The organism is Brevibacillus sp. HB1.2, assembly GCF_013332495.1.
GTDB classification, from domain to species: domain Bacteria; phylum Bacillota; class Bacilli; order Brevibacillales; family Brevibacillaceae; genus Brevibacillus; species Brevibacillus porteri.
Genome location: NZ_JABMIU010000005.1, coordinates 118,747 through 134,497, shown reverse-complemented (window position 1 = coordinate 134,497; position 15,751 = coordinate 118,747). Strand labels below are relative to the sequence as shown.

Annotated in this window: 16 protein-coding genes; 5 read left to right on the top strand and 11 right to left on the bottom strand. The window is 49.6% G+C overall.

What is annotated here, in order from left to right; translation table 11 throughout:
* Positions 1 to 2: 2 nt before the first annotated feature.
* The 7 genes from HPY28_RS14515 to eutL are packed head-to-tail and all read right to left on the bottom strand — an operon-like array spanning position 3 to position 4,922.
* A complete protein-coding gene (locus tag HPY28_RS14515; protein ID WP_007720099.1) occupies positions 3 to 290 on the bottom strand; it encodes a EutN/CcmL family microcompartment protein in 288 nt (95 codons plus the stop codon).
* 4 nt (positions 291 to 294) lie between these two features.
* Positions 295 to 1,119, bottom strand: a complete 825-nt coding sequence (locus HPY28_RS14510; RefSeq protein WP_017252515.1) for a hypothetical protein — start codon at positions 1,117 to 1,119, stop codon at positions 295 to 297.
* A gap of 15 nt (positions 1,120 to 1,134) precedes the next feature.
* Positions 1,135 to 1,911 (bottom strand): phosphate propanoyltransferase, encoded by a 777-nt coding sequence (gene pduL / locus HPY28_RS14505; RefSeq protein ID WP_041749711.1) that lies wholly within the window; start codon positions 1,909 to 1,911, stop codon positions 1,135 to 1,137.
* 9 nt (positions 1,912 to 1,920) lie between these two features.
* A complete protein-coding gene (gene eutM, locus HPY28_RS14500; protein ID WP_007720104.1) occupies positions 1,921 to 2,208 on the bottom strand; it encodes an ethanolamine utilization microcompartment protein EutM in 288 nt (95 codons plus the stop codon).
* 49 nt (positions 2,209 to 2,257) lie between these two features.
* Positions 2,258 to 3,751, bottom strand: a complete 1,494-nt coding sequence (locus tag HPY28_RS14495) for an acetaldehyde dehydrogenase (acetylating) (RefSeq protein ID WP_174230808.1) — start codon at positions 3,749 to 3,751, stop codon at positions 2,258 to 2,260.
* Entirely contained in the window at positions 3,751 to 4,236 is a 486-nt protein-coding gene (locus HPY28_RS30830; protein WP_017252518.1) for a BMC domain-containing protein, read from the bottom strand. The genes HPY28_RS14495 and HPY28_RS30830 overlap by 1 nt, the downstream gene beginning before the upstream one ends.
* 35 nt (positions 4,237 to 4,271) lie before the next feature.
* Positions 4,272 to 4,922: an ethanolamine utilization microcompartment protein EutL gene (gene eutL / locus HPY28_RS14485; protein ID WP_017252519.1), complete on the bottom strand. Its 651-nt coding sequence runs from the start codon at positions 4,920 to 4,922 to the stop codon at positions 4,272 to 4,274.
* 329 nt (positions 4,923 to 5,251) lie between these two features.
* On the opposite strand from eutL, the gene HPY28_RS14480 reads away from it, so the two are divergent.
* From HPY28_RS14480 to HPY28_RS14470, 3 genes are all read left to right on the top strand, one after another.
* A complete protein-coding gene (locus tag HPY28_RS14480; protein ID WP_174230807.1) occupies positions 5,252 to 6,121 on the top strand; it encodes a hypothetical protein in 870 nt (289 codons plus the stop codon).
* A gap of 206 nt (positions 6,122 to 6,327) precedes the next feature.
* Complete coding sequence (locus tag HPY28_RS14475) at positions 6,328 to 7,005, top strand: response regulator transcription factor (RefSeq protein WP_017252521.1); 678 nt, start codon at positions 6,328 to 6,330, stop codon at positions 7,003 to 7,005.
* Entirely contained in the window at positions 6,995 to 8,551 is a 1,557-nt protein-coding gene (locus HPY28_RS14470) for a sensor histidine kinase (RefSeq protein ID WP_017252522.1), read from the top strand. Before HPY28_RS14475 ends, HPY28_RS14470 begins: the two co-directional genes overlap by 11 nt.
* A gap of 46 nt (positions 8,552 to 8,597) precedes the next feature.
* On the opposite strand, the gene HPY28_RS14465 is transcribed toward HPY28_RS14470, so the two are convergent.
* Entirely contained in the window at positions 8,598 to 9,494 is an 897-nt protein-coding gene (locus HPY28_RS14465) for a LysR family transcriptional regulator (protein ID WP_017252523.1), read from the bottom strand.
* A gap of 128 nt (positions 9,495 to 9,622) precedes the next feature.
* On the opposite strand from HPY28_RS14465, the gene HPY28_RS14460 reads away from it, so the two are divergent.
* Positions 9,623 to 10,690, top strand: a complete 1,068-nt coding sequence (locus HPY28_RS14460) for a YeiH family protein (protein WP_017252524.1) — start codon at positions 9,623 to 9,625, stop codon at positions 10,688 to 10,690.
* A gap of 137 nt (positions 10,691 to 10,827) precedes the next feature.
* Positions 10,828 to 12,504, top strand: coding sequence for a sulfatase family protein (locus tag HPY28_RS14455; protein ID WP_174230806.1), 1,677 nt, complete (start codon positions 10,828 to 10,830; stop codon positions 12,502 to 12,504).
* A 66-nt stretch (positions 12,505 to 12,570) separates the two neighbouring features.
* Here the strand turns inward: HPY28_RS14455 and HPY28_RS14450 are convergent, their stop codons facing one another.
* The 3 genes from HPY28_RS14450 to HPY28_RS14440 are packed head-to-tail and all read right to left on the bottom strand — an operon-like array spanning position 12,571 to position 15,746.
* A complete protein-coding gene (locus HPY28_RS14450) occupies positions 12,571 to 12,828 on the bottom strand; it encodes an HPr family phosphocarrier protein (RefSeq protein ID WP_173623261.1) in 258 nt (85 codons plus the stop codon).
* An 18-nt stretch (positions 12,829 to 12,846) separates the two neighbouring features.
* Entirely contained in the window at positions 12,847 to 14,568 is a 1,722-nt protein-coding gene (gene ptsP, locus HPY28_RS14445) for a phosphoenolpyruvate--protein phosphotransferase (RefSeq protein WP_174230805.1), read from the bottom strand.
* Between the two features lie 17 nt (positions 14,569 to 14,585).
* On the bottom strand, positions 14,586 to 15,746 hold the full coding sequence (locus HPY28_RS14440) for a mannitol-1-phosphate 5-dehydrogenase (protein WP_017252528.1): 1,161 nt from the start codon (positions 15,744 to 15,746) through the stop codon (positions 14,586 to 14,588).
* Positions 15,747 to 15,751: the final 5 nt, after the last annotated feature.

Genomic DNA, 15,751 nt, shown 5'->3' with positions numbered 1-15,751 from the left:
TCCTATTCCTCTCTTCCTGCGGCACCCGGCACCTCAAACGAATCCACAATGCCTACGATGATCGCATCGATCGGCACACTGGTGCCGGAGAAAAGGATTCGGGCAGGCGTCCCACGAGAGACGATAACCTGCTCCCCGATTCCCGCACCGATCCTGTCCGCTGCGATAACGGTTTGTCCGCCTTCTTCGCCACGCCAATCAATCGGCTGAACCACCATGAGCTTGAGATTTTCCATGCCTGCTTCTTTTTGCGTGGCCCAGACGCTGCCGATCACTTTTCCCAAAAACATGCGATCACCCTTTTCCTAAATAGCTGACCGTAATGCCGCGTTCTCTCATGCTGTCATAAGCAAGCGGAGAAACAATTGCACCTTTTTTCACGATCAAAGTCGTATCGCGAAGCTCAGGCTGAGATCTGATCCAATCCGCTGTCAACAGCTTCCCGGAAAAGACAGCTTCTTGCTCATCCAAAGGAGTCAATGTCGGTTGTTCTGTCTTGGTAGTAATCTCCACTTTTTGCAACTGAGACTTCAGCTTAGAAACCACGCGATCAGCCAGACGGCGTTGTTCTGCAAACTCCACACCCAGTTCTTTCATGCTCTCAACGTGACGGTTGAACAGCTTTTCATAAGCAGGTGTCAGTGTCAATGTTTGCAGGGTACGACGGTCTGCGCGCTTGATTCCTGGCACATCGGAACCAGCGATGACGAATTTACCCGTCACCAATGCGGAAAAGACGATTTCCGCTTTGATTGTTCCTTTTAGACCGGAAGCAATTCTCGCTGCATTATCCAAATCGATTTCAGGAATCACGATACCGACATAATCTTTCGGCACTTCCAACGGGGCAGGAGCGTACTCATCTGCTGTAAGGATTCTGCCTGCTCCCCCACATTCGATCTTGTGCATGCCAAGCCAAGAGGAGGTTTCTCCATCCAGGAAGAGAATGTCATGGCAGATCCCGTGGTTTTTCAGTTGGATAAAATGATCCTGATAAGCCTCATGAGCCTGGCTGTCACAAAAGACGTACAGGACACGAGGCGATTCGCTTTTCTTTTCTGTATTCATCGATTGCAAAATTTCTTTCGTAATCGACGCCACCATTTCTCTGATGTCCATCAAGCTCTACCTCCGTTAGCCGGAGTAAAATTGCCCGTTCTTGCCGATCACTTTTACCCGGTCTCCCGTTTTCAAATTAGCGGCATTACCTTCATCCGTATCAACGTGGAAATCAAGTGCGAATTGCGGATGCACACGAACGACTACATCTGGATAGATGATAGGACGATCGCTTTGCGTCGCCAGGATCAGCGTATCGCCATCCTTCACTTGATATTGCTCGGCATCTGCAGGAGACATATGAACGTGGCTCTTCGCTACGATTACGCCTTTGTCCATCACGACTGTCCCTTTTGCCGTAACGAGTACCATACCTGGTGTTCCTTCAATATCTCCTGACATACGCACAGGTGCTTGAACACCTACTGCAAAGCCGTCTGTCCGGGAAATTTCCACTTGTGTCGCGCCACGAGCTGGTCCCAAAACGCGAACCCCGTGGATGCTGCCTTTTGGTCCCACGATGGTGACTGTTTCTTGGCAAGCAAACTGGCCCGGTTGCGACAAATCACGCATTGGCGTCAATTGATGTCCGGCTCCGAAAAGCTTCTCGACATCTGCTTGCGACAAATGAATGTGACGGTTAGATACGCCTAAAGGAATTTCTCGCACTGCCTCGGCAGCTTGATTGGTGGAAGGCTGCTGGTTCTGATCAACTTGTTTCACTTGAATCCCTCTTCCTTTCAAGAAATCTGCCGCTGCTGGTGTTATTTTATCCCCTTTCTCAACGAGAAAGGGGTTTGGAATACCTGACTTATGCATTGCTCTCAAGGATGCTTCTGTAATCACTGCCATAGGGAATTATTATCCTTCGAGTTTAGGCAGGATCAGTTCAATGTCTCCATGAGGGCGTGGAATTACGTGAATAGATACGAGCTCTCCTACTTTTTCAGCAGCAGCGGCGCCTGCGTCAGTGGAAGCTTTTACTGCACCTACGTCACCACGTACCATAACAGTCACGAGACCGCCACCTACGTGTACTTTACCAATCAGTTTTACGTTAGCTGCTTTTACCATTGCGTCAGCAGCTTCTACTGCTCCTACCAAACCTTTTGTTTCTACCATTCCCAATGCGGACATTTCTCCAGCCATTTTCATTTCCTCCTTAATTATATCTCCAAAATTTTAGTGTTTTACGACTCTAAGTCGTCATTTCTGTTAACACCGATTTGATGATGTTTTTGATCTCATCGCGGCTCAAACCGACATTCATGGAAGAGACAGCCTGTAGGACAGCTTCTTCCGCTTGTGTCGCAGGAGCTGCTGATACTGGCGTTGATTGCGGCATTTCTTTGATGCCAAATGCAACACGCTTGATGTTGAACATGTGCTTCGCACCGATGTTATCGGAAGTGATGTTGCCCCCTAAAGAACCGCATCCAAGCGTGAACGCTGGTTGTACGCCAGTCGTTGCACCAATTCCTCCGAAGGTCGTACCCGTATTTACCGGAATTCTGGATGCTGGCATTGCTTGACCATACGCTGCGATGACATTGTCATCCTGGGCATGAATACCCGCTGTATGTCCAAGACCACCATGTTCCAGCAATTCGCGGCAACGAGCAAACGCTTCGCTGTCGCCTTGAACCGTGTAAAGGGCAAGGATCGGTGCCAGTTTTTCAACGGACATCGGATACGCTTTGCCTACATTGTTCTCCTCCGCAACCAGGACACGCGTATCAGCAGGGATGGTAATACCCGCCATTTGAGCGATCACATGTGGAGAGCGGCCAACGATTTTCGCGTTCAGCGAGCCGTTTATCGTGACGATGGCAGCTACCTTTTCCTTTTCTTGCTCGTTCAGGAAGTAGGCGCCTTCACGCTTCAAGGCTGCAATCAATTGGTGTTTGGTGGATTCCTCCACTACCAATGCTTGCTCAGAAGCGCAGATTGTACCATAGTCAAACGTCTTGCTCTGCACGATGCGTCTGGCAGCAGCAGCAAAGTCAGCAGTGTGGTGGATGTAAACCGGTACGTTACCAGGTCCAACACCGTATGCCGGCTTACCGGAGCTGTATGCTGCGCGTACCATCGGAGTTCCGCCAGTCGCGAGAATCAGATTGGTCAGCTTGTGCTTCATCAGCTCATTTGTCCCAGGAAGCGTAGGCTTCGTAACGCAATGGATCAACCCTTCTGGTGCTCCAGCCGCTACTGCCGCCTGTGCCATCAGTCGCGCTGCTTCCAGCGTGCATTTGGCTGCCGACGGATGCGGGCTGAATACAATCGCATTTCTCGCCTTGAGGGAGACCATCGATTTATAAATAACCGTGGACGTCGGATTCGTGGAAGGTACAACCCCTGCTACGATACCAAATGGCTGCGCCACTTCCCACACCTTGTTCTCTTCGTCCTTACGGATGATGCCAACCGTTTTTACATCTTTTACAGATGCGTACACATCTTGTGCAGCAAACAGGTTTTTCATCCGCTTGTCAGCGACGTTACCAAAGCCTGTTTCCTCCACAGCCATTGCTGCCAGTCGATCAGCATTTTCTACGCCCACTTTGGACATAGCTTCGATGATCCGGTCAACTTGCTCTTGGCTGTAGGTAGCGAATTTGGCCTGTGCTTCCTTCGCTTGTGCGAGGTAGGTACGCACTTCCTGTATGGAATACAGATCAGCGTCGAGTGTCATTAGGCTTTGTCACCTCCGCCTTGTTTCTCTTCCAACAGACGAATGAGATCTTCTTTCTTCGCCATGTTAATTTCGTTCGTTGTCAGCGGGAAGTCCGCATACGAACGCGCCATTTTGCGCAGGTCATTGATGGACTGATCTTGCAATCCTGACACTGGCGCTTTAGCCGGCTCTGCCTTACCCTCTTCTTTTACTTCCGGTTTCAGCAGGTTTTTAATCATTTTTGGAATATTTTCGTCAGGACGTGGAATCACGTGCGAGTGCAGCAATCTTCCGACACGTCTCGCAGCGTCAGCGCCAGCATCTACTGCCGCCATAACCGAAGATACATCCCCGATCACGTATACAGTGACGATTCCTGCGTCCGCTCCTTCATAAGAGACGACTTTAACGTCTGCCGCCTTAGCAGCAGCGTCTGCGGCAGCGATGAGAGCAGGCAAGCCCAGCGTCTCGATCATGCCGAGTGAATATGTTGTAGCGCGCATTTACATTACCTCCCCTTCAAGAGAGAAAATCCCTATTATCGTTTGACAGGCTGTTGGGCGACACTTCTTACGGCCTCGGCAAAGGCATCGGCGGCTGCCGTGCATGCCGACTGGCTGCCAGTGAGTAGCGCTCCCCCAAAGTTCGTTTCTGTCGGTGGACCAAAAAATTGAACCATTTGTACATCTGCAGCCTTGAGGGCGGCATCAATACCATACATGGCCTCCAGCGGCGGAGCGATCAAGTAAGCAAGCGGCTCACCTTCGCGGATTCCGGCGGTTTGAGACAAGTAGCTGCCCGTCCGCGACACAACATGGGCGTAATACGCATGCGTCCCTTCATCATTCAAAGAGTAAAAGCATGCTCCGCTTTCCATAAATGCAACGGCTGCATCCAGTCCGCTCTGCACCTCCGATGGCGTCGCGCCTCCGATCATCCCGATGAACTCGCCGGACAACGGTCCAGACGCATGGCCTGAGCCTGCATAAAACGACTTGGCATACACAACTTCTACCGCTGCCTTTTTGGTCGCTTCATCAATGGCCGTATACCCCACATCGTCAATCGTAGAGGTCAATAGCCCCAGACTTCGGATATGAGAAGGCAGGTTCAGCTTCTCCGCAAATTGTGGATCGACATTGGGAATCAGTCGGATCGCAAGCGGCGTCGCTCGAATTGGTTTTTCCATGCGTGTCACTCCTTTCAAGACAACATCCCTGATCAAAAGTAAAAAAAGGTGCCTAAACACGAAAAAATAAGCCGTGTTCAAGGGCACCTTTGCCTTTTGATTATTCACTTGTGGGTAGAAGATTACACGCTATTTACGTGGTCTTTTACCTGTCTCTAATGTAGAACAAGGCACAGAAAAATGCAAGCGTTTTCGGCATTCCGTCACTTTTCCATATTCCGGTCATATTACGGACACACACCCACGTTAAATTTGTGTTGTAGCCGAGACGGGCAAGCCCGCAAGCAAGGCTCACCACAATCTAAAGACCCCCAAGGAGGAATTTTACAATGAAAAAGAAAATGGCAATGACAGTTATGGCTTTGGCAGTATCCGCAATGGCAGGTTCCGCGTTTGCGGCAAATGAACCAGCGAAGACGACTGGTTCTTCTGCTCCACTGAAAATGGTGACCAAAGATGGTACAGATGCTCTTCAAAAACCGATTTTTAACCTGGAGCAAATGGCAAAGGAAAAGGGCATCACTGTGGAAGAGTTGATCAAGCAGCTTGAAAAAGAAGGCAAACTGACGAAAGGAGCAGCTACTATCACGAAAGACGGCGATCTGACAACTAGCTTCTCCTTCATGAAATTCGATGCCAACAGCGATAACATTAAGACGTTCAACCTAGATGAAATGGCGAAAGAAAAAGGGATCTCTGTAGAAGAGTTGATCAAGCAGCTTGAAAAAGAAGGCAAACTGACGAAAGCAACAGCTACCAGCAACCCAGACGGCACCATTCCGGGCTTCGCAGTCATTTCTCTCGATCCTGAAAACAAGGACGGCGGAGCATTCATCGCTCTGGACTCTACTATGAATCTGGAAGAAATGGCGAAAGAAAAAGGCATCTCCGTAGAAGAGTTGATCGAGCAGCTTAAAGAAGAAGGCAAACTGGCAACGAATGTTTCCATGACAACAACTATCAATCTGGAAGAAGTAGCAAAAGAAAAAGGCATCTCTGTGGAAGAGTTGATCAAGCAGCTTGAGAAAGAAGGCGCGATCTCCACTGGTGAAGCAGCTTCCTTTACTCAACCTGCAATCAGTTTGGAGCAAATGGCAAAAGAGAAAGGAATCACCGTTGACGAATTGATCAAACAGCTCGAAAAAGAAGGCAAGATCACAAAAGGTGCAACAGTCTCAGTAGCTGCCATCAAAAAATAAGCGTTGCCTTTCAAGCACACACAAAAACCTCTGACAGGAAACTGCCAGAGGTTTAGTTATGCCCTTCGCCATTTAACGGACACATAACTCCATTATGCTAAACAACTGAACAAGAACATTTTTTACAAATGATGTCAATCAAAACGATGTCTATCATTGCTATGATAAGTACAAATTGACTTGAGATAGATAGGAGGTGTTTCTTCGTGAAACGAATTCTACTCATCGAGGATGAAATGCCGATTGCCCGACTTGTCCAGGTCTACCTGGAACGGGCGGGCTATGAGGTAAAATGGAATGAGGGTGATCACGAGGCAATCCCGACTTTTTTCTCCTGGAAACCAGATCTTGTCCTGCTTGACCTGATGCTGCCCGATCATGACGGCTTGAATATACTCGATCAGATTCGCCAATACGGCAGTTGCCCTGTCATTATCATTACGGCGCGCGGTACCGTACCAGACAAGCTCCAAGGGCTGGCACAAGGTGCAGATGATTACATCGCCAAGCCATTTGATCCAGAAGAAGTGCTCGCCCGTGTACAAGCTGTGCTCCGCCGTTCCTCTTATATCGCCGAAGCAGATACGATCAGACTCGGGACACTTTCCATAGATGTTACGGCCCAAAATGCCTTGATCGGGAAAACACCCCTTGCCTTGATGCCACGGGATTGGCAGCTGCTCGTTTTCCTGGCGCGACATCCGAACCAATGCTTCAGCCGAGATCAGTTGCTGGATCAGGTGTGGGGAATGGATTTTGAAGGGGGCGATCGCTCTGTGGATACCGCAGTGAAGCGCTTGCGCAAAAGCTTGCTTCCGTGGCCGACTTCCGAAGGGGAAATCAGCACAATCAGAGGAATGGGGTATAGCCTGCGTGTTTACTAAACGAACTACTTCTACTAGAACTGCTGTGCCGCTCTTGCGTTACTGGACGTGGCGCTATGCCTTGATTTTATCGGTCATTCTTTTTGGCATTGGCTTTTTTGGCATCTATTGGATTAACAAAGCAGCTACAGAACAACAGTTTCAGGTATTGGAAGCAAGAACAGAGTTGCTCGCTGATTCGTATACCAAGGTGTTGCTTGCCAAGGACACCTCGACTTCTCCTGTAAAGATAGAGGATTTGGCACAAACAACTGTTGGTATCTCCAATCAGGCTGTCACTGCTGTGACTGGCCCTGCGTCTCCGGCTATTCCTTACACCGCAACACCCGCAGCCAATACCGCCATGATCGCATTTCGAGTCATGCCGACTGTCCCAATCGATCACGTGGTACAGATTTACGATGATGCGGGCAAGACGTTCAAGAAGGAAATGGTGAGTCAGACGACGACCGCTACCATTGCGCAGTTACCTACCCCTGCCCAACCGGTGGACAAAACTAAAGAAATACGGGAGGTTGTTGCCACAAAGGGAGCTACCTGGCTGCGTGTGGGTGTCCCTTACTATGAACACAATACAGTCGCAGGCACCTATTACGTCAGTACCCCCCTTAACAATGATTTGGTTCACACTTATATCACGATCATGGTTTCTATCGGAATCATCACTTTGTGCGGTTGGGCCATCGTCTATGTACTTTCTCGCTCGTTAACACAGCCCCTGCGGCAGTTGGCAATAGCGGCAGAACAAATATCCAGCGGGAATTATTCGCCTTCCTTGCCCAATTCCTCCAAAATCAAAGAAGCAGAAATCAGTCAGCTGGTTCATTCCTTTGACGAAATGGCGAAAAGACTTGGACAACTAGAGCGGATGCGCACCGACCTTTTGGCTGGTGTTTCCCATGAGCTGCGTACCCCTGTCACCTCGATTCGCGGAATGATTCAAGCGGTGAAAGACGGCGTCGTAAAAGGTGCAGATGCGGATGAATTCATGCAAATCAGCATGGACGAAGCCAAGCGACTCCAGACAATGGTCAATGACCTCCTCGATTTCTCCTCCATGGAAGCAGGTGAAGTTTTCGTCGAGAAGCAGTCCATTCAGATCGACAGTACGTTGGATCAGATAGTCGCACAGGTGCAAACCTTGCCCTCATTTGCCAACGTATCTGTGACAGTTAACCCGACTGGACAAGAAATCGTATGGATCGGCGATGAATCACATGTCAAACAAATTTTGCTCAATTTATTGGGGAACAGCGCTGCCGCAAACGCAACGCAAATCAAGATCGACGTTCACAACCAAAGCAGCTTCCTCTTCATCGATGTAACTGACAATGGAAAAGGAATTCCTGAGTCAGAGGTTCCTTTCATTTTCGAACGGTACTATCGTGGGGATAGCAAACGCAAAAAGAAGCAAGGCCTGGGGCTGGGCTTGACGATCTCCCGCCTATTGGCAAAGGCACACGGTGGAAATGTCGAATTGGTCCAGACTTCTCCAGAAGGAACAACCTTTCGTCTTACACTCGCCCATCCAGACTCGTCCGCTTGAAATGAAAAAGAGGAAGCAGCACGTACCGCTCGTGCCGCTTCCTCTTTTACGTATGGGCACCCTCCGGCACATGCGTGCGGATAAGATCCATGAAAATGTCCAATGCTTTAGTATGAAACTCGTCGGATTTCGTGACGAGCGAAAAATCACGGGTAACCGGTGTCCCCGTCACCTTCAATGTACAGAGCGTGCCGAGCTTACGTTCTTTGCGTATGGCCCAATAAGACAGTAAGCTGATTCCCAGGCCAGCCTCCACTGATTCCTTGATTACCTGTGTACTGCCGAACTCCATTCGCTTTTGCGGTGTGAATTGCAGCTGGCGAAACATTTTTTCAGCCGCTTCCCTCGTGCCTGACCCTTCTTCCCGCACAATCCACGTTTCCTTCATTAGTTCGTCAATGCTGACCTCTGTCTGCCCGGCCAATCGATGCTCTGGCGAAGCAATCAAATACATACGATCATCAGCAAACGGCTCCACGCACATTTTTTCGTCCACATACTCCCCCTCAACAATCCCGACGTCGAGTTGTCGCTTCGCCACCAGCTCAGCAATGACTGTGGAATTGTGAATCGTAATCGTCGGGGTAATCATTGGGTAATACTGACGAAGACGTGCAATGACATGAGGTAGCACATACTCTCCGTATGTGTAGCTGGCGCCAATCGTCAAATTCCCGCTTGGTGTATTCATCAAATCATCCACGAGGCTCTGCATCCGCGTGTACAAGCCCAAGATCTCCCGAGCGTGATGATAGACAATCTCCCCCGCTTTATTCAAGCGAACATATTTGTTGCTTCGCTCCAGGAGCTTTGTCCCTATCGTGCGCTCGAGCGCATGAATATACTGGCTAACGGCAGGCTGCGTCATATGGAGCTCTTCTGCGGCTCGGGAAAAGTTCTGTCTGTCTGCAACGGTCACGAACACAAGCAAATGCTGATCCAACTGCCTTCACTCTCCTTTCCACCACTAACCATTCATTTCACTTATGATGATCATCGCAATGATTTATTTTTCTTATTATAACAGTTGCCGTATGCTGAGTTTGTAAAACTTTTCGAGGAGTGATGGCAATGGCAACTCCAATTAAAAGCAGCGTGCCATTGAATGAAAGCAATGCCAGTGTACAGCCCGCAAAAAACAACGAAAGCAACCCTGTATCCTTCTCGCTGTGGATAGCTGGAATCGCTTTTACTTTTTTCATCGCCCTGACAGGCTACGGCTTAGCAAAAATACCTGGCTTTCAACAAGTTGGCCCCCTCGCCTGTTCGATCCTGATCGCGGTCGCATACCGGCATTTTCGTGGATATCCGGAAGCATTGCGATCAGGGATTCAATTTTCCGCCAAACGCTTACTGCGTCTGGCTATTATTTTGTACGGTCTTAAGCTCAATATCGACGTCGTCTTGAATCAAGGCCTCGGGCTTCTCGTCTATGACGCTGGTGTTATTATTTTTGCCATCGCGGTTACGATGCTGATAGCCAAGTGGCTGAAAGCAGACACTTCCCTCTCCCTTATGCTCGGAGTCGGTACAGGCGTCTGTGGAGCAGCGGCGATAGCAGCCGTCTCCCCTATCGTTGCTGCCAAGGATGAAGATACCGCCATTGGGGTAGGAATGATCGCACTCGTCGGAACCTTATTTGCTATTTCCTACACGATCTTGCGTCCATTCCTTCCCCTGTCCGCGGTCGAATACGGCATGTGGTCTGGAATTAGTCTGCATGAGATTGCGCATGTCGCATTGGCTGCTGCACCGGCAGGTCAAGATGGGCTAGCGATTGCACTGCTGGCAAAATTGGGACGTGTGCTTCTGTTGGTCCCGCTCTGTTTTATCCTGATGGTTTGGATGAAACGTTCCGGGAAGTTACAAAGTGGTACCAAGATCGAATTCCCTTGGTTCCTGATCGGCTTCCTCGCCATGAGTGTTTTTGGAAGCTACATTCTCGGTACAACGATTCCTGTCTCAGAAGCGTTCCATAATGGCGTCGCCAATGTTACAACCTTTGTGCTCACCATGGCGATGGTCGGGCTTGGCCTAAATGTCGATCTGCGGGCACTTCGAACAAAAGCGGCGCGCCCACTGATTGCTATGAGTATTACCTCGATTCTTTTGTCGGTGCTCTCCTTTGCATTGGTATAAAAAAATTGTGGATAACCAGACATGCGGGTTCGAATTCGCCGATTTCTTGATGATCGGCGAGTTTTTTTGTGGATAAGGACAAAGATTATCCCCATATGTTGATAAAGATGTGTACATCTTTGCCGAGGGGGATCTATATGTCGAGAAAATGGTTGCGGAGACGGCCGAACATCTTATTTATCATTGTGGATCAGGAACGATTTCCCCCTGTTTATGAAGGGCCTGCGATACGTGCATGGAGTGAGGATACACTCCATGCTCATGCTTTTTTGCGAGAGCATGGGTTGGAGTTCGAGCGTCATTACGTCGGCTCTACAGGCTGTTGCCCAAGCAGAGCCACCTTGTTCACCGGTCAGTACCCCTCTTTGCACGGCGTCACCCAGACCAGCGGCGTGGCTAAACGATCTCCCGACAGCGACATGTTCTGGCTCGATCGCAATACCGTTCCGACGATGGGAAATTTTTTTCGTCAAGCGGGCTATCGGTGTTTCTATAAAGGCAAGTGGCATATATCCGATGCTGACATTTGGGTACCGGGTACCCATTTTCCCATCCCCAGCTATATTCCTGTAACGGGAGTTCCTGATCCGGATAAAGAGCGCTTATACTTACTTGCTGATCGGCTAGACGGCTATGGCTTCTCCAGTTGGATAGGGCCTGAACCACATGGGATAGCGCCTCACGACTCCGGTTCGTCCGCAGCCATCGGCGTAAACGGTCGTGATGTGGTGTACAGCAGTGAAGTCATCGAGCTACTCCATGCATTAGACCAGGAGAAGAACTCCGTTGAAAGCTACCATCCTTGGCTGATCGTGGCGTCTTTCGTCAATCCACATGATATCGCCATCTATGGGGATATCTCTGCGGGCACACCGTTTTTTCGCTTCCATGTGGATAAGTCCGTTCCCGCTGTTGCCCCGCCCCCTACTCAACACGAATCCCTTGCGACAAAACCGCGCTGCCAAGCGAGTTATCGGGAGGTATATCCACAAGCGTTCCAGCCCATTTCGGACCAAACCCATTATCGAAGACTGTACTATCAGCTCCAGAAAAACGCCGATCGGGAAGTCATGCGTGTTCTTGAAGCACTCGTCGCAAGCTCGTTTTATCCCGAAACACTAGTCGTGTTCACATCCGATCACGGCGAATTGTTGGGGGCTCACGGCAAGCTGCATCAAAAATGGTACTGTGCCTATGAAGAGGCGATTCACGTTCCCCTCATTATCCACAACCCACTCCTTTTTCCACACGCAACCTCAACAAAGCTGTTAACCAGTCATGTGGATATTCTTCCGACACTGCTCGGTATGGCTGGAGTAGACACAGACAGGCTTGGTGAGGAACTGACCTTCACGCATAGCGAGGTACGACCTCTTGTCGGTCGTGATCTTACTCCCATCATCTTGTCTCACGATACGGAATCTATCTCCACTGAACCGATCTACTTCATGACGGACGACGATGTGACAAAAGGACAGCATCAAGTGAGCGTGCAACACCAACCCTATGACTCTGTCATTCCTCCGAATCGGATAGAAACGGTCCTCTCCTACATGCATTCTGCCGGGCACAGCGCTTTATGGAAATACTCCCGCTATTTCGCCGAGGATGTATACAACCCCACCATGATTGATTACGAATTGTACAATCTCACGAACGATCCTTTGGAAACACGGAATTTGGTAATCCCCCTCTACAAAACCACACACTCAGAGCGCATCCGCCTGAAAATGGAGCTGCTTTTAGAAGAACAACGAGCCCAAAAGCGATTGACACCCTTTTCTCACCCTTTCGCACCCTTTCTGTCTACGTGAACTTTTCCGGAACAACAGAAAAACCCCTCGAATTTGAGGGGCTTTTCATCATTTCTCTTCTCTTCACTATTCCTGTTCGGTCAATGCTTTTTCCAATGCTGTCATCGCTTCTTGTTCATCGGCACCATCCGTAATCAGGGTAATTTCTTCCCCTTTTCCAATCGCTGCTGCCATAATACCCATGATGCTCTTGCCATTTACATTTTTCTCATTTTTGATGATTTTAATTTCACTTGAAAATGACGTGGCCACCTTCACAAAGTTCGCAGCAGGACGTGCATGCAGGCCGTGCGCCAATTGAACCACTAATTTTTTCTCTACCATTCTGATATGCCTCCTTTGCTATACTCTCTCCAGCCATTCCTTCACGAACGCCTCTACTTGCGCAGAAGTGCTCATTTGTAAAATCGTATCAATCTGTTTCGCTGCGTCCTCTACGCGCAAACGACTCAGCTGTTGGCGCGCAGGCAAAATGCTCCCTGCACTCATACTAAATTCATCCAGACCTAGTCCCAACAGAATCGGGATCGCGATCGGATCGCCCGCCATCTCCCCGCACATGCCGACCCATTTGTTCTGCGCGTGCCCTGCTTTAATGACGTTGTGCAGCAAGCGCAAAACGGCAGGGTGATAAGGCTGGTAGAGATAAGCGACCTTCTCGTTCATACGGTCGGCTGCCATTGTGTATTGAATTAAATCATTAGTTCCAATGCTGAAAAAGTCAACTTCGCATGCAAATTGATCGGCCATCAGTGCCGCAGCAGGGATCTCAATCATGATACCCACTTCGTATTGATCGGATACTACAATTCCGCGATTTACCAAAGATTTTTTCTCTTCTTCCAGAATCGCTTTCGCCTGGCGGAACTCCTCCAGTGTCGCAATCATCGGAAACATGATTTTCAAATTGCCGTGTACACTTGCGCGCAATAGTGCCCGTAGCTGTGTACGAAACAGTTCTTGGTTGTCGAGACACAGCCGGATGGCGCGATGTCCAAGAAACGGGTTCATTTCTTCTGGCAAAGCCAAGTAAGAGAGATGCTTGTCCCCGCCAATGTCCAATGTGCGAATAACCACCGGGCGGTCGCCCATATGCTCCAGCACATGCTTGTACGCAACGTACTGTTCCTCTTCCGTCGGAAAATCATTGCGTCCCATGTACAGAAACTCCGTGCGGAACAGCCCGACACCTTCAGCACCATTGGCAATAGCCCCAGCGACATCTTCAGGACTTCCGATATTGGCGGCAAGCTCGACATGATGTTTGTCCAACGTGACCGTTTTATCGTTCACAAGCTTCGACAGTTCGGCTTTTTGCTCTTCGTAATCAGCTTGCTTGCGTTTGTAGACAGCGATCTCTTCTTCACTCGGGGCAATAATCGCGATCCCTTCATGCCCATCGAGAATGACGAGTGTCGCGGGCTGAACCGAACGAGTAATCCCTTGTGTTCCGACAACAGCAGGAATCTCCAGAGAACGTGCCATAATCGCAGAATGCGAGGTTCGTCCACCAATGTCCGTAACGAAGCCTTTGACATAGCGACGATCTAATTGGGCCGTATCGGAAGGCGTCAAATCATCCGCTACAATGATCACTTCCTCTGTCAGCTCACCGAGTCCTGCAAATGGTACCCCGAGTAAGTAAGAAAGTACACGCTTAGTCACGTCACGAATATCTGCTGCTCTCTCCCGCATGTATTCGTTGTCCATTTGCTCGAAAAGTCCGATGAATGCTTGGGCGACATCATTCAAGGCACTTTCAGCGTTTGTCTTTTCGTTTGAGATTTTATCTTTGACGGTATCGACCAGTTCCGGGTCTTCCAAGACGAGCAGGTGAGCTTTGAAAATGTCTGCATGGTCCGTGCCCATCTCCTGCTCCACTCGCAGAACGATGTCCTCCAAATCATTTTTCGCTCGAGCCAATGCCTCTTGAAAACGTTGGATTTCACTCGCCGGATCTTCAATCGCTACGGTATTAATCTGTAAATCGGGCGTTGTCAGTAAAAACGCCTTACCAATGGCTATACCTGCTGAAGCTTTTACACCTGTGATCTTTTGGGACATCGTAACACCAGCCTCTCTCAATGGCTACCTGACCATTCCTTCAATCTACGTGCCTGTTCGCGCACGATCTCCTCAAGAGGATGCCCTGCCGGAATGCCGGTACAATTGTGTAATGTATTTTCCCATCCAAACTCTTTCAGGCTTGCTTGTATCCGTGCGGACTCCGCATCCTCGGGATAGTCGAATGCCAGTGCCGCTGCAATCGCCAGACCCAAATGCTCTGGGTTCATTCCTTTTTCCATGCATTGCAGCGCTGGGCCGACTAAACGATCATGCTGCGACAGCTTGCGGATCGGCGAACGTGCCACCCTAACAATATCGTCAGACAGCAGCGGGTTGGTGTATCTGCCGAGAATTTTTTCTACATACTGCCCATGCACTTGCGGGTCAAATCCGTACTTGGCAGAAAGCAGTGCACCTGTCTCCTGGAGAGCCCCGCGTGTCGCCTGAACAATCCGGTCGTCTCGCATCGCTTCATCAATCGTTTTCATCCCCAGCTGATACCCCAGGTACGCGATGACCGCATGACCTGTGTTGACGGTAAACAGCTTTCTTTCGATGTACGGAGCAAGATCCTCGACATAGGTAACGCCCTCTATGGAAGGGATTTCTCCAACCATCTGCGACGAATCTACCACCCATTCGAAAAACGTTTCAACCATAACCAGCAGCTTGTCATCATGCTGCTGCAAAGGAACGATCCGGTCTACCGCTGCATTGGGGAATCCGATCCATTGTGCTGCCTCGGCTTGAACCGATTCCGTCAGATGCGCATACACATGCTCCTTCAGCTTCTCGCTGCCGCCAATCATGTTTTCACATGCAATCACATTGAGTGGCTTCGCATGAACAGAAAGTCTCCGGGTAATGCCGGCTGCGATGGCCCCTGCAATATGCGGAAGAATGTTGGGACCCACTGCCGTCGTAACCAAATCGGCAGTTGCGATCGCTTCAGCTACCGCCGCTACATCCTGACCATTTATCGCTCGAACTCCTTCCACGACCGACTCCGGTTTTCCTGTTGTTGCTAGTTGCACACGATACATTTTTCGCTCATTCAGCTCATCGACCAAAGCCGCATTGACATCCACAAACGCAATTTCATAGCCAGCCTTTTGCAAAAGTTGTCCGATAAAGCCTCGCCCAATGTTACCTGCTCCAAAATGTACAGCTAACATAGGGA